10 protein-coding genes and 1 tRNA gene are annotated in these 14,326 nt (G+C 63.3%); 4 read left to right on the top strand and 7 right to left on the bottom strand.

The window, feature by feature from the left end; all coding sequences use genetic code 11:
• Window positions 1-102: 102 nt before the first annotated feature.
• A complete protein-coding gene (locus tag E4631_RS09440; RefSeq protein ID WP_133656088.1) occupies window positions 103-318 on the top strand; it encodes a hypothetical protein in 216 nt (71 codons plus the stop codon).
• On the opposite strand, the gene E4631_RS09435 is transcribed toward E4631_RS09440, so the two are convergent.
• From E4631_RS09435 to E4631_RS09425, 3 genes are all read right to left on the bottom strand, one after another.
• Entirely contained in the window at window positions 315-1,310 is a 996-nt protein-coding gene (locus tag E4631_RS09435) for an ABC transporter ATP-binding protein (protein WP_133656089.1), read from the bottom strand. The two genes, E4631_RS09440 and E4631_RS09435, sit on opposite strands and share 4 nt — an antisense overlap.
• Window positions 1,311-1,738: 428 nt before the next feature.
• Window positions 1,739-2,026 (bottom strand): hypothetical protein, encoded by a 288-nt coding sequence (locus E4631_RS09430; protein ID WP_133656090.1) that lies wholly within the window; start codon window positions 2,024-2,026, stop codon window positions 1,739-1,741.
• A 432-nt stretch (window positions 2,027-2,458) separates the two neighbouring features.
• Window positions 2,459-2,531 (bottom strand) — tRNA-Gly (locus E4631_RS09425).
• 89 nt (window positions 2,532-2,620) lie between these two features.
• Between E4631_RS09425 and E4631_RS09420 the strand changes: the two genes are divergently transcribed.
• Genes E4631_RS09420 through E4631_RS09410 form a run of 3 tightly spaced genes read left to right on the top strand, consistent with a single transcriptional unit; the run spans window position 2,621 to window position 4,474 of the window.
• Entirely contained in the window at window positions 2,621-2,869 is a 249-nt protein-coding gene (locus E4631_RS09420; RefSeq protein ID WP_133656091.1) for a hypothetical protein, read from the top strand.
• A gap of 43 nt (window positions 2,870-2,912) precedes the next feature.
• The gene (locus tag E4631_RS09415) at window positions 2,913-3,464 is read left to right on the top strand and encodes a GNAT family N-acetyltransferase (RefSeq protein ID WP_133656092.1); all 552 of its coding nucleotides are present in this window, start codon (window positions 2,913-2,915) and stop codon (window positions 3,462-3,464) included.
• A gap of 11 nt (window positions 3,465-3,475) precedes the next feature.
• On the top strand, window positions 3,476-4,474 hold the full coding sequence (locus E4631_RS09410) for a hypothetical protein (RefSeq protein ID WP_133656093.1): 999 nt from the start codon (window positions 3,476-3,478) through the stop codon (window positions 4,472-4,474).
• A 95-nt stretch (window positions 4,475-4,569) separates the two neighbouring features.
• Here the strand turns inward: E4631_RS09410 and E4631_RS09405 are convergent, their stop codons facing one another.
• The 4 genes from E4631_RS09405 to E4631_RS09390 all read right to left on the bottom strand — a co-directional run bounded on the left by E4631_RS09405 (window position 4,570) and on the right by E4631_RS09390 (window position 14,257).
• Window positions 4,570-6,939 carry a radical SAM protein gene (locus E4631_RS09405; RefSeq protein WP_240734785.1) on the bottom strand — a complete coding sequence of 790 codons (2,370 nt, stop codon included), beginning with the start codon at window positions 6,937-6,939 and terminating at the stop codon, window positions 4,570-4,572.
• 103 nt (window positions 6,940-7,042) lie between these two features.
• On the bottom strand, window positions 7,043-8,341 hold the full coding sequence (locus tag E4631_RS09400; RefSeq protein ID WP_133656094.1) for a RagB/SusD family nutrient uptake outer membrane protein: 1,299 nt from the start codon (window positions 8,339-8,341) through the stop codon (window positions 7,043-7,045).
• 145 nt (window positions 8,342-8,486) lie between these two features.
• Complete coding sequence (locus tag E4631_RS09395; RefSeq protein ID WP_133656095.1) at window positions 8,487-11,666, bottom strand: SusC/RagA family TonB-linked outer membrane protein; 3,180 nt, start codon at window positions 11,664-11,666, stop codon at window positions 8,487-8,489.
• A gap of 137 nt (window positions 11,667-11,803) precedes the next feature.
• Window positions 11,804-14,257 carry a TonB-dependent receptor gene (locus E4631_RS09390; RefSeq protein ID WP_133656096.1) on the bottom strand — a complete coding sequence of 818 codons (2,454 nt, stop codon included), beginning with the start codon at window positions 14,255-14,257 and terminating at the stop codon, window positions 11,804-11,806.
• Window positions 14,258-14,326 lie beyond the last annotated feature (69 nt).

Below are 14,326 nucleotides of genomic sequence, written 5' to 3'. Positions count from 1 at the left end.
CAAGTTAAGTTATCGATTTTTCGTGATTTACCCCTTGGAGCATGGGCAGCTGCGAGGCAATATTTGCAGTGACTATCGGCCGTTCACTAATCATCGTTTTTTATGAGCTATGACCCCAAATTTGGCCCGAATGCCCAGACACCCGAGCAGCGCGCCTACGTGCTGCGGCAGCTGCAAAGCGTGAACCCCAACCTCAAAACCAAAGCCTCGGCCTACGCCCACGAGCTATATGCCCGCTACATAGCCGGTGAGGTGAGCTGGCTGCGCGTGCGCGAATTGCTCGACCTGGCGGCCGGCCGCGCCCCCAGGGCCTACTAGCCCGCCCCGCCTTCTCCCGGCTCGTTGATAAGCCAAGCTGCTTCCACCGCCACGCGCACGGCCGCCCCCACCGCGAAAGCCGCCTGCCCGGCCCGCACCCGCACTGCCACCGTGGGCAGCTGCACTTCCAGCTCGTAGTAGCTGCCAAAAAACCGCACGGCCCGCACCGTGCCCCCTACCCCCTCGCCGCCGGCCGGCCCCAGCCGCAGCTGCTCGGGGCGCACCAGCAGCGCGCCGGGGCCCGCTACGGTGGGCGCCAGCGCCTGCCGCTCGGGGCCGTGCACCAGGTTGTAGTCGCCAAACAAAGCGGCCGTGTACTCATCGGCGGGCTGATGATAGATGTGCTCGGGCGCGCCGCGCTGCACCAGCCGGCCCCGGCGCAGCACCAGTATCTCATCGGCCCACGACAGCACATCGGCCGCATCGTGCGATACCAGCAGGCAGGTGATACCCAGGCGCGTGCCCAGCTCCTCAATAATGGCCTGCATGGTGCGCTTATGCACCCGGTCGAGGTTCGAGAATGGCTCATCGAGCAGCAGCAGCCGCGGCGCGCCCAGCAGCAGCCGGGCCAGCGCCACCCGCTGCTGCTCGCCGCCCGAGAGCTGGTCGGTGCGCCGGCCCAGCAGGTGGTCGATGCGGCACAATGCCACCAGGGCCGCCACCTCGGCAGCGGGGCGCTGGCTGGCATAGCGCAGCACCTGCTCCACCCGCAAAAACTTGGGCAAGTCGGATTTTTGCGATAAATACGCCACGCCGGGGTGGCCTGGCACAAGCGCCACGGCCGGCCCGCGCACCCGGCTGCCCGCAATGCGCACCTCGCCCGTGCTGGGCTGCACCAAGCCCGCAATGAGCTGAAGCAGTGTGCTTTTGCCGGCTCCACTCTCGCCGGCCAGCGCCAGCCGGCGGCCGGCGGCCTGGCCAAAGCTGAGGGGGTGCAACACCACCGCGCCGTGTTCCTGCAGACTGATATTCGAAACCGAGAGCAACTCCATAAAAGGGTAAAAAGGCGGGGGTAGGGCCGCAAAGATGGCCGCTTTCCGCCATTCCGGCACCCCTCTTTTTACTGAGCCTGGGCCTATGCGCCGACGATTGCGCACGGTTTGATGGCGCGGGCTCGCAATTGCTGCCGTATTCAAAAACTATTTAGTAAATGAACCACTTAAAACTATTCAGTATTGCATTACGCAATGGCTTATATTTAGCAACTAGTGGCAATTACGTCATTTGGGTTGGCGCCTACCCCTACTGCCGACGTTGGCCAGGGCTAATTGGGCAAACTCATCCTTTAGGTATTACTCTTCATTTGGCATTACCCTGCCCTAGCAACTCGACAGAAATCGGAAATAATAGGGCGGGAAATAATCACAAAGAGGCCCATTCATTGCGTAATGAATGGGCCTCTTTATGGGTGGCGACCAGCTTATTGCTTAGTGCGGCCGGGCTTGCCCTTAGGCGTGCCGTCTTTCTTTCGGCCGTAGGGTGCATCAGCATCGGCCTCGGATATTTCGCGGGGGGCGCGGGCTTTGCGCTCCCTGATGGCCGGCACATAGTCGGCGCTCAAGAGCGTTTCGGCTTCTTCCACTGCCTGCTGCAAGTTGCTAACCAGGGAGGAAACTTTGCGCAAAGCGCGTTTCACATCGGCTTTAAACGCGTCAGCCTGCTGCGCGTTTTCCAGCACTTGTTGTATTTGGGCGATATCTACTGCCATTTAAAAGGAAGATAAAATGTATTGACGAAACAAAGGAAAGGACAATTGTTCTTATTAACACCGGTATCCTACCTAATTTATTAAAAATAAATTACCAGCCACGCTATTGAAAAGTCCTTTTCAACTTTCAAAATGATTTAGAAACCTGTTTTCCAAACCCGCTGACTAACTCGAATAAGTTCGCGCTTAAGTCATTTAAGAAGCTCGCTAGTACCTGGCATAGCAGTATAAAACAGCCGCGGCAAAGCCTGAATTACCTTCTAGACTAAACGGTTAATCCCGGCTGCTAATAGCTTCCGACTATTGCTATCATGCACTTACTCCAACTACGCGGGGCAGATTGGCATCCCGTCTTTTTATGCGCGTGTGGCCGCATTGGCCTGAAAGCAAAACAGCCACCCAGATAAACATCTGGGTGGCTGCTACTGAATGAGCGAGAAACGAGGCTCGAACTCGCGACCCTCAGCTTGGGAAGCTGATGCTCTACCAACTGAGCTACTCTCGCGGGGTATTTGGTGGGGCAAAGGTAGGGCGGACGCGCCAAATAGCAAGGTGCGGAACATCGGGGCGCCCGCCGTAGTTTAGAAGCTGCTTATGGCCCGTCGCCCTTCTTCCCGCACTTTCCTACCCCCTGCTTCGCGCCGTGTAGTGGCGGCGCTGCTCATTGCGGCCGGTATTCTACTGGTAATAGGGCAGTTGCTACGGCTGTACGTGCTGCTGGCCGAGTGGCACAAGCTGGGCGTGCTGGGGACCGGGCCGCTGGCGAGCGTGCTGCTGGGCCTGGGCGCGGGCCTGCTTACCAGCTACGCGGGCTGGCGGGTAGGCCGGGCGGGCGGAGGCTAGGCTGGGCCACAAGCCGCCCGGCGGCTGCACCTTTGCGGGTAGTATGTCATCTCCGCTCCGCATTTCTGTGGCGAAGGCCAACCTGGCCACCGCTACCCGCCTGGCCGCACTGGGCCGCCAAACGTTCAGCGAAACCTTCGCCGCCACCAATACGCCCGAGGATATGGCCGCCTACCTGGCCGAAGCCTACGGGCCCGACCTGCAGCTGGCGCAGCTCCAAGACCCGCGCAATACCTTTTTGCTGGCCGAAATGCAGGGCCAAACCGTGGGCTACGCCCTGCTGGCCACTGACTCACCCCTGGGACTACCCCCCGAAAACACTGCCACTAAACAGCTTGAAATCAAGCAGCTCTACGTGGTGGAAGACTGGATTGGCACTGGCCTGGGCGGCACCCTGATGCGGCGCTGCCTGGAGGTGGCGCAGGCGGCAGGCGTAAGCGCCGTGGTGCTGGGCGTGTGGGAGCACAACGAGCGCGCCAAGGCTTTTTACCAGCGTTACGGCTTCCGCGAAATTGGCGAGCTGGCCTTTAAGCTGGGCGAGGACGTGCAACGCGACCTGCTCTATCGCAAAGGGCTGGCGGGCCGGGCCGGGTAGTACTTTTGGCCATGCAGCGACGGTATCTGGCAGGTTGGATAACTGGAATAAGTGAGCGGCCCCAGCTAGTGATGGCGCTGCTGCTGGGCCTGGGCGCCTGCCAGCCGGGCACCACCCACTCCGACGCGGCGGCCCCGCTGCCGCTGCCCACCGGGCACTTTGCCGGCGGCCTGCAAGTGCCCGGCCGGCCCGAGCTGCGCGCCGCCCTGGAGCTGCGCCACCCGCGGCCCGGCCACTACGATGCCGAGCTGGTGCTGCCCCAGCAGCCCGCCCTGAATTTTGTGGGCGATACGCTAACTTTTGTGGGCGATACACTGCGCCTGGCCCGGCCCGGCCGGCCTAGCGAAACCCTAACGCTGGGCCGCCAGGGCGACTTCTGGCGCGGCACGCTCCGGCTCGATTCGGTGCGCTACCCCCTGCTGCTGGTGCGACGCGGGCCACCCGAGCCAGCCGTGTACCGGGTGCGGCGCGATGAAGTGGCTGGCACCAACGGCCCGGCGCTACTCTTTAGCCCCGCCGATGAGAGCCTGCCCGGCTTGGCACTGGCATTTTTCCCTACCCCCTCTACCGCCGCCGAAGGCCCGGTATGGGCCGACGCGCTGGCCCGCGAAGGCCACACCGTGCTGCTACTGCCCGCCGCCGATACGCTCACCGCGCCCGCGCTGGCCAACTCGCTGGCGCTGCTGCGCCGCACGGCCGGCGTCGATACGGCGCGCGTGGGGGCCTGGCTGGGTGGGCGGGCGGCCAGCCAGCTACCGCTGCTTTATGCCGACAATACGGCTTCGCGGCCAGCCTTCGTGGTGGTGCAGGAGTTGCCTACCCCCCCACTGGCGGCCCGGCGCGCCTGGCGCGACCTGGCCCAGCGCAAGCCGCTGTTGGCCGTGTATAGTACGGCGCAGTCCAAGGCAGATGCTGCGGGCGGGCGGGCGCTGCTGGGCGGTCAGCGCGTGCGGCAAGGCTCGCAGGCCAGCCTGCTAACGCAGATAGTTGCCTGGTTTAAAGACCGTTAAAGCCACCTTATTTAAACCAATTTCGCGCCTTTTTCCTGAATGGTTCGTGCGAGCAGGGAAGCGCGAAGGGTCGCGTCTCTACTGGCCCTACCCCTCTATACCAGCAGCAAGCCCTTTTCGCGGAGGAGACGCCAGGCGGGGCTTTGCAGGAAATTTTCCCAGGGGCCAGCGGCGGGCGGGAAGGTGGCGGCAGCTTCTTTGAGCAGCACTTTGGCGTCGTAATCGGTGCTAAGGCGCGTGAGTAGCTGGTGCAGCCAGGGGCCGATGGCTTCGGTGGTTTTTACTTCAAAATCTTCAGCCTGCTCGTAGCAGGTGAGGATGGCGCGGGTCGTTTTCTTGTCCTTGGGATTGCTACCGCCAGTGGTTCTTAACTCCAGTTCGGGAACATTACCGAGCCAGAACAGGCGGCGGTTGGGCTGGGCGAAGTCGGGCTTTTCAGCCTCGCTAAGAGCATGTTGGATGAGCTGGCGCGGCACGGTAGGGCGCGGCGTTTTGAAATCAAACCAGAAGCTGAGCGGCTCGCGCAGGGCCACGCCGTGCATGAAGTTGTAGAGGCTTTTGGCCAGGCCGGGGCCAAAGGTTTCGTGGTCGGCGCCGAGGGGGTCGTCGTGCCAGAGGTCGTTCCAGGCGAAGGGGCCGGGCTCGGGGCCGGTGGCGGCCACCTGGTACTTGGCGGGATTCTTCCCCACGGGCGAGTGGGCGGTCATCGAGAAGCGGTGCCAGTAGCCGCTCTGCACGATGCCGGCCTCAAAAAGCTGCCGCACAACTTCCAGCGAATCAACAGTTTCCTGGGCCGTTTGGGTGGGGAAGCCGTACATGAGGTAGGCGTGCACCAGCACCCCGGCCTGGGTGAAACCCTGCGTGACGCGCGCCACCTGGGCGATGGTCACGCCCTTTTCCATGAGGGCCAGCAGCCTATCTGAAGCTACTTCCAGCCCGCCGCTGATGGCGATGCAACCCGAGGCGGCCAGCAGCCGGCAGAGGTCGGGGGTGAAGGTTTTTTCGAACCGGATATTGCCCCACCAACTGATGCTGACGCGGCGCTTGAGCAGCTCAATGGCCAAATCGCGCAGGGCCAGCGGCGGGGCGGCCTCGTCCACGAAGTGAAAGCCAGTCTGGCCGGTCTGGGCCACTATTTGCTCGATTCTATCGACCAGCAGCGTGGCCGGCGCGGCCTCGTAGCGGCCGATGTAGTCGAGGGTGACGTCGCAAAACGAGCAGCGCTTCCAGTAGCAGCCGTGGGCCACGGTGAGCTTGTTCCAGCGGCCATCGCTCCAGAGGCGGTGCATGGGATTCAGCACCTCGATAACTGACAGGTAGTCAGTTAGTTTTAAATCCGAATAATCAGGCGTACCTACTTCAGGGTGAGGAATATCGGGGTGCGGGTAGTTGATGTACTCGACCTGCCCGGCCTCGTTGCGCAGGAAGGTTCGCTGAAGCAAGTGGCGGCCGTCGGCATTCTTTTTAGTAGAAACGCCACCAAGAAGCACGTCATGCTGAGCTTGTCGAAGCATATCTACCGCTCCATCTAAGCGGCTTGGATGAAGCGGCCAAGATGCTTCGGCAAGCTCAGCATGACGTTCCTTTTGCTCGCTCTGACGTTCTTTTTTATCCTGCAAATACCCGAACAGGCGCAGCCACGGGCCTTCGCCATCATCCAGCGTGAGGTAGTCGATATAATCAAAAAACCGGGGCTCGTTGAGGCCGCGCAGCTCGGTGTTGGGGTAGCCGCCGCCCATTACGGTTACGGTTTCGGGGCTGACTTGCTTGGTGCGCTGGCCCAGGCGCAGGGCGGCGTAAAGGTTGCCGGGGAAGGGCACGGTGAAGCCCACAATGTCGGGTTTGGCTTCGGCCAGCAGCGCATCCAGCAGCTCCATTAGTATGCGGTCGACCAGGTTAGGCGCCGCTTGCAGGGCGTCGTGCAGCGGGTCGAAGTGAGTGGCCGACATGGCCAGGCTTTCGGCGTAGCGCGAGAGGCCAAACTGAGGGCCCACGGTTTCCTTTACGAGGTCGGCGAGGTCTTCGAGATACAGCGTGGCTAGGTGGCGGGCCTGGTCGGTGAGGCCCATCGTGCCAAAGGCCGTTTCGAGGTCGGCCACGTTGTCGAAACGGCTGGCTTCTGGCAAAAACCGGCCGTGGCAAATGCGCGGCGCCAGCGTGAGGTCCTTGTTTTGTAAAAACCGGATGGCCGGGTTGATGGTAGCCTCGTAGCGGCGACGCAGGCGCAACATCCGCTGGGCATTGTCGCTGAGTTCGTAGCCGCCGGCCTCAATCTCATCGAATACCCGCGTGAGGCCTTCCTTCGAAAACAGCTTCAGCACCAGCTCAATACTCAGGTCGGCCTGGCGCACTTCGTAGCCCCTACCCCCCAAAAAACCCTTGATGTAGGCCGTGGCCGGGTACGGGGTATTGAGCTGCGTGAGCGGCGGGGTAATAAGCAGCAGGCGGGGCGAAGAACTAGGCACGGGAATACAAACCTACGCGGGGGCCGGGTGGTTCGAAACGCCCTCCGCGCGCAACCCCACCCCCGGCCCCGGCCCTTCGGGAGAGGGGAGCCAGAACAGTTGGTTATATCGCCGGGTCGGCGGGCGTGGAGGAGTTGTTTTCGCGCTCGGTGCGGGGGTAGGGATAAAAGGTGCGGTTGCGCTCGGCGCCGGTAGTGCCGGGGCCGGGGCGGCCAAAGCGGCGGCTATCGGGCAGGCGGAAGCCCTGGAAAGCCAGCTCAATGTCGCGGTTGCGCAATATTTCGAGTAACACAGCGGCCTGGGTCGTGGCGCCGGCGTAGGGGGGTAGGGCCGCGCCGAGGCCATAACTATCCTGGGCCGGCGTCTTAGTCAGCACCCGGTTGAGGAAAATAATGGCGTTGGGCAGGTCATTTTTGCGGGCGTAGGCTTCGGCCTGAATCAGGAGCATTTCGCCCGGCAGGTACACCGGGATGGGTGCATTATTAGCGGTGTAAAAAGCCAGGCCGCGGTTTTGGGTGGGGGTAGGGTTGGCCCGCATCAGGAAAGGCAGGCGCTGGTCGGCGGCGCTGGGCGCGAGCGCACCGGTACCGGTCAGGCCCAGGCTGTAGTCGGTGGGCTCAAACACGTTGCGGTTACCGAAGGCCACCTCAAAAATCGGGTTGCGGGTGTTGTCGTCGAAGTTGAATACTGATTTCTTGGTCAAATCGACTTTGGCCGCCGCCGCGATGGCCTTGTCGTAGTTGCCAGCCTCCAGGCTATAGCGGGCGATGAGGGCCTGCAGCGTGTTGGCCAGGTCGAGGCCGGGCACAACCTTGCTGGTAAAATCGGCCGAAACGGGCGTGGCGGCCAGCTGCGTAGCGGCGGTTTCGAGCTGCGTCACGGCCTCGGCCAGTAGCTGGGCGCGGGGCACGAAGGGTGCGTTGTCGCCGGTTACCAGCGGGGCTTGCTCAAAAAACTCAGCCAGCGTGCCTAGCGCCAGCGCCCGAAAAATGCTGGCGTAGGCCACGATGCCGCTACGGGTGCCCACCTCCGGCGCATTGCCGACGTTGGCCAGCACCAGGTCGGCATTGGCACGCACCAGCTGGCACTGCGTCCACACGTTGCGCACCACGCCGTTGCTGTTGCTCACATTGCCGGCGCCCAGGCTCACGTTGTATTCCTCGATATTGCCCACGTTCAGGATAGCCAGCTCGCGGGTGCTGAGGCCGCCCAGGGCGGTGGCGTTGTAGAGCACGCTCAGCAGGCCGTTGGTGGTGTAGCGATACTGCAGGCCGTTGCAGAGTGTGAGCAGGCCGTCGGACGAGGTCACGACTTGCGTTTGGCTGGCCGTGCTTGGGTTCTGAAATTCTTTATTGCAGGCGCCGAGCGCGAGCAGGGCGGCGAGGTAGAGGATGCGTTTCATATCTAATTGATGGCGAAGAAGGATGAATGGAACGTCATGCAGACCGAAGGGAAGCATCTCGCCCGCCCCGTTAAACGACCCGTGAACGAAGCGAACGAGATGCTTCCCTTCGGTCTGCATGACGGCCTTTTGGTAATTAACAACCCTAGAAAGTAGCCGCCAGCTTGAGTTGGTACACCCGCGGAATCGGCACGTTGCCGAAGTCGATGGCGCGCAGCAAATCGGAGGAGCCGCCGGCGCTGGTTTCGGGGTCGAAACCGTTGTAGTTATCCCACGAGTAAAGGTTGCGGCCCACCACTGACACCGTTAAGGCATTGAGGTACTTGCTGATGGTGGGCAGCGTGTAGCTCAGGGCCAGCTCGCGCAGCTTCACATACGAGCCGTCGTCCACCCGAAACTCCTGAGTGTTGTAGAGGGCGAAGATGGAGCCGCGGGGCAGGCTGCCGCGCAGCTCCTGCTCGGCCAGGTCGCCGAGCCCTACCCCCTGCCGGGTGCGCTTGTCGGCGTTGAAGACGCTGACGCCCTGCACGGCGTCGAGCAGCACGTGTAGCGACAGCTTTTTGTAGGCAAACGTGGTGTTGAGCGAGCCCGTCCAGTTGGGGTTGGGGTTGCCGATTACGGCGTTGGCCACGGCCGTGCCGGCGGCGTAGCTGGGTTGGCCGTCGGCCCCGCGCGAGGGCACAAACGTGGTGCTGCCCACGGCCTGGCCGGTGGTACGCTCGTCCTGCGCAAAGCCCTGGGGCGTGAGCAGCAGCGAGCCGTCGGGGTTGCGGGCGTAGGCCGAGCCGTAGAACACGCCCGCCGGCTGGCCGTTGAGCAGGTACACCGGCGCGCCGGCGGCGTTGTCAATCGAGATGGCCTGGGTGGCGCCATTCGAGCCGGGCAGGTCGAGCACCTTGTTGCGGTTGCGGTTGTAAATGAGAGCAATATCCCAGGTGAAGCCGCTGGCTTTGACGGGGGTAGCGCTCAGCACCACTTCCAGGCCGCGGTTTTCCATTGAACCCACGTTGTTGATAATGGTCGAGCCGCCGGTGCTGGCGGCCAGGTTACGGCGCACTACCAAGTCGGTGATTTTCTGGCGATAAGCCGTGATGCCCAACCCCAGCCGGTCATTGAGGAAGCCCAGGTCGGCGCCAAACTCAAACTCGGCCATGCGCTCGGGGCGCACGGCGGGGTTGGCCAGTTGGGTGCCGGGCACGATGGTATTCTTACCTAAAAACCCGACCGGCTGAAACTGATAAAACCGGTCGTAGGAATTGATACCCGTGAGGTTGCCGGCCTCACCGTAGCTGGCGCGCAGCTTGAGGCTGTTAAAGGCCTTGGCATAGCCCGCATTTTGCCAAAAACCCAGGTCCGACACCACCAGCGAGCCGCTGATTTTGGGGTAAAGCTGGTTGGTTTGCGTTTCTGAAAACTTGGAGGAGCGGTCGCGCCGCAGCGAGCCGGTGATGAAAGCCAGGTTGTGGAAGCCCACCGTGGCCTGCCCGTAGTAGCCGCTCAAATCGAAGCGGTCGAGCGCGTAGGCCGAGGTCACGGTGGTATTCGAGGCCCCGCTCACGGTGGTGATGAAGGGCGCCAGGTTCTGGCCTTGGGTGGTGGTATAGTCCTGCTGGCTATACTGATAGCTGTAGCCGGCGAGCAGGTTCAACTTCAGGTTTTCGGTGAAATAATGCTCGTAGCCCACGTTCACATCGGAGTTGAGCTGGAGCACCACGTTGTTGCCGTTGGCGGCGTAGCCGAGGGGGTAGCGCGCGGCCGGCAGGCCCGCAGTGGCCTGGTAGGGGTAGGGCCGGATGTAGCTCTGGCCGGCCTGCGAGTAGGCATCCACGCCCAGCACGTAGTCCACGCTTAGTCCCTTGAGGGGCGTCAGGTTCACCTGCACGTCGCTGATGGTGCGGTTGATGCCCTGCGTGAATTTCATGTCCTCGATGGTCGAGAGCGGGTTCACGCGGGTGGGCTCCACGGCCAGCAGGTTGCCGCTGGCGTCGCGCTGCGTGATATCGTAGATGTTGTTGGTGATGTTGACCGAATTAATGGGGCTGTAGAAGACGTTGCCGTTGGCCTTCTCATTCGAAAAGCTGTTGATGTAGCTCAGGCCCGCCGACACCTTTGCCCAGCTGGTGAGGCGCTGGTCGATGCGCGCCCGCAGGTTGTAGCGCGTGAAGTCGGTGCCCTTGATGATGCCCTGGTTTTTGAGGTAGCCCAGCGAAAAGTAATACTGCGTGCGCTCCGAGCCGCCAGCCACCGACACGGCATCGTCGGTGCCGTAGCCCTTCTGAAAAATCTGGTCGAAGTAGTTGTAGCGCGTCACATCTACCAGGTTGGTAGCCAGCTGCGTCGTCACGCCCGCGCGGGTGATGCCAGTGGTCGTGGTGCCGGGATTGGCGGCCACCGCCGGCGCGCCGATGGTGTAGAGCCGCAGCCCAGCGTAGCCAAACTGCTTGCCGTAGGTATTCACCGGCACCATGTGGCGCAGCTCGTTGAGCTGAAAGCTGGTGCTGAACGACACCCGCGGCGCGCCCGCCTGCCCGCGCTTGGTGGTGATGAGCACTACCCCGTTTGAGGCCCGCGAGCCATACTGCGCCGCCGCCGCCGCCCCGTTGATGACGTTGATGCTGGCAATGTCGTTGGGGTTGAGGTCGGCCAGGCGGTTCTGGCCGGCGTTGGCCACGCCAATGTCGTTGCTGAGCGCCAGCTGCGACACGTTGGTGCTGGCATTGCTGATGATGACACCGTCGATGACGTAGAGCGGGTCCGAAGAGCCGGCCAGCGAGTGCACCCCGCGCAGGCGCACCGAAATGGAGCCGGACGGGTCGCCCGAGTTCTGCGTTATCTGCGCGCCCGGCACCTTGCCCTGCAGCGAGTTGAGCACACCGCCCGAACCACTCTGCGTCAAGTCATTACCGCTGATGGTACTGATGGCGTTGCCCAGCTCGCGCCGGCTGGTCGTCACCGTGGAGCCCACCACCACCACCTCGTCGAGGTTCTGGTGGCTTTCGGCCAGCAGCACGTCGGTGGTCACGGTTTCGGCGCCGCCCAGCGTCACCGAGCGCGACTCCGTTTTGTAGCCTACCAGCGAAAACGTGAGCGTGTAGGCACCCGGCGCCTGGGTGCCAGTGAGCGAGTACGCGCCGTCGAGGCCGGTGGTAGCGCCCTGGGTCGTGCCCTTCAGCAGCACCGTGGCGCCCGGCAAGCCCTGCCCGCCGGCATCACGCACGCGCCCGATGAGCGTAAACCGCTGGCCAGCCTGGGCCCACGCCGCGGTGTGCAGCAGCAAGCCCATCCCAAGGGCACAAGACGTTCTGGCTAAGTAAGTATGCGACATAGAACGAAGGGGTAAGGGTAAGAGAAACAATCCGTAGCGTCAAGTATAAGACACTTTCAGCTATTTCCCTTAATCTTGCCTTCACGTAGCGTGGCGCTTATATAGCCAGGGTGCCTACCCCTACCCCCCTACCCCCGCTAAAACGGCACCACCACCTTCACGCTCAGGTTGCGGCCGGGGCTGTAGATGCCCAGCCGGCCGTTGGGCGAGGCTGCGTAGTACTCGAAGTACTTAAGGCGGTTGAGGTGGGCCTGGTAGGCCACGTCGAAGAGGTTGTCAGCCTGCAGCACCAGCTGCGCCACCTCGCGGCCGGCGCGGGTGCGCAGACTGGTGCCCGCGCCCAGGCCGCAGAGCACGTAGCCGGGCGTGCGGGTTTCGGCGCCATCCACGGCGTAGAAGCGGCTTTGGGTGGCGGTGGCTTCTACCGTGAAGCGCAGGTAGCTGGCGGTGAGGCGCCTACCCCCGCGCTCGGGCGCAGTGAGGCGCAGCTCGGTGCGCGACGAAGGGGCCGGTATCAGGGGCAGGTAGCGGCCGGCGTTGCCCACGCGCTCGCGCAGGGCGGGGTTCTCGTTGAGGCCGATGACCAGCGCCGCGCCGGTGCGCAGGCTGACCCAGGGCAGGGCCGTGGGGTGCAGGTTGAAGGCCACCTCGCCGCCGTAGAGGTTGGCGGCGGCCTGCTCAAACTGGTAGGTCGAGTTGCCGAGCGCGTCGGTCAGGGCCTGGCCCTGGGTGTCGTACTGCTTGGCCTGGTAAATGAAGTTTTCGACGTGGTTGTAAAACGCCTCCGCGCTGGCTTCAAAATCGGCCGATTTCCAGAGCACGCCCACATCTTCCTGCCAGTTAAACTCGGGCGTAAAATTCCTGTTGCCCAGGTAGATGATGTGCGCGCCGGGGTCGAGGCCATTGGAGCCAATTTCAGGAATATTGGGCGCGCGGTAGCCCCGCGATACGTTTGCTCGCAGCACCAGGTGCTCGCCCGCGGCGTAGCTGCCGCCCAGGCTGGCCGACAGCCCCCGATAGGTTTTGGCAAAGTCGGCGAACTGCAGCTGCGCGCCCGGCGCCCTACCCTCCGCCGCGCCGTCGAAGCCGGTGGCGGGGTTGGGCGCCACGTAAAAATCGTCCCAGCGCACGCGGCGCACGTCGTAGCGCAGGCCGCCGGTCAGCTCCAGCGCGCCGAAAGTCTTTTTCAGCAGCCCGAAGCCGCCGAGGTCGAAGAGGCGGTAGGCCGGAATGGGGAAATCGGTGGCATTCAGATGCGTATTGGCTTGGCTCATGCCGCCGGCGCCGATAGTTAACTCGTAGCCGCGCCAGGCGTCGAGCAGGTAGCGGGCCTGGTAGTTGGCGGTGGTAAGGCGCAGGTCGAGGCCGGGCTGGGCGGGCGCGGTGGGGTGGTTGAACTCCTGGCGGTGGTTTTGCTGCACACCCAGCAGCCCGCGCAGCTCGCCGGGGCCCAGCCGCACCTCACCCGTGCCAAAGGCCCGGTAGTGCCGGATGTGCTGGCGCAAGTCGCTGATGGCGTAGCTTTTCAATTCCTGCTCGCTCACCATGGGCCGGTTCGTGATGTCATCCTGGCTGCCCTCGAACACCTGCCGGGTGAAGCGCCGGCTCAGCGAGTCGCGGCTGCCGTCCGGGATTTCCTGGTGGTCGTCGAAGGCCGTGAGCCAGAGGTGCGCGCCGCCCCAGGCCTTTTGCACGCCCACCATGCCGGTCAGGTTCAGCTCCCGAAACCCGGTGTTGTACACGAGGCCATCGACCGGGTTGCGGTAGTCACGGGCCAGGCGATGGCTGGCGCGGAAGCTGGTCTGAAAGCCGTTTTTCTGGTAATTCAAGCCCAGCGAATTCCCGATTAACCCATTGACGCTTTGATACTCGCTCAATACTTCGCCATGCAGCTCGCCGGCCGGGCCGGTGGGTAGGCCCGGCAGCAGGTTTACTACCCCCGCCACGGCGTCGGAGCCGTAGAGCAGGCTTGCCGGGCCCTTCACCACCTCCACGCGGTCTACGCCGTAGCCGTCCACCTCGATGCCGTGCTCGTCGCCCCACTGCTGCCCCTCCTGGCGCAGGCCGTTGAAGAGCGTGAGCACCCGGTTGTAGCCCAGCCCCCGAATGAAGGGCTTGCTCACGTTAGGCCCCGTGGTCACGGCGCTCAGGCCCGGAATGCCGCGCACGGCCGCATCAATGGCGTTGGCATTGGCATTGAGCCGGATTTCCTTGCCCGACAATGCCGCGATGGGCACCGGCGAGCGCCGCAACTCAGTGGCCCGGCCCACGCCCGTCACCACTACTTCGGCCAGCTCCCTACCCTCACTTTTTAGCCTGATGGTGAACAGCTTATCGAAGGGCAGCGTGGCCGTGGGCGTGGCCGTAGCGTAGCCCACGGCACTCACTCGCAGCTGCTGCGGGCCAGCGGGCAGGCTGGGCAGCGTGAAGCGGCCCTGCTCATCGGCCGTGGTGCCCTGGGCCAGGGCCGGCACCGCTACGCTGGCGAAAGGCAGCGGCTGGCCGGCCGCATCCTGCACCTGGCCCCGCAGCGGGCTCTGCGCCAGCGCCCAGAGCGGCGCAAGGAGTAGAAAGAGAATAAGTTGCTTCATAAAATTTTGTATAAAAACCTGAGAAGCAACGGCAAGGCGCTACCTATAGCCAGCTTTGCAGCCGCTTGA

The sequence above is a fragment of the Hymenobacter sp. UV11 genome, from assembly GCF_004684095.1.
Lineage (GTDB): Bacteria > Bacteroidota > Bacteroidia > Cytophagales > Hymenobacteraceae > Hymenobacter.
The sequence above is the reverse complement of the archived record's forward strand: the minus strand, read 5'-3'. Positions and strand labels throughout refer to the sequence as shown.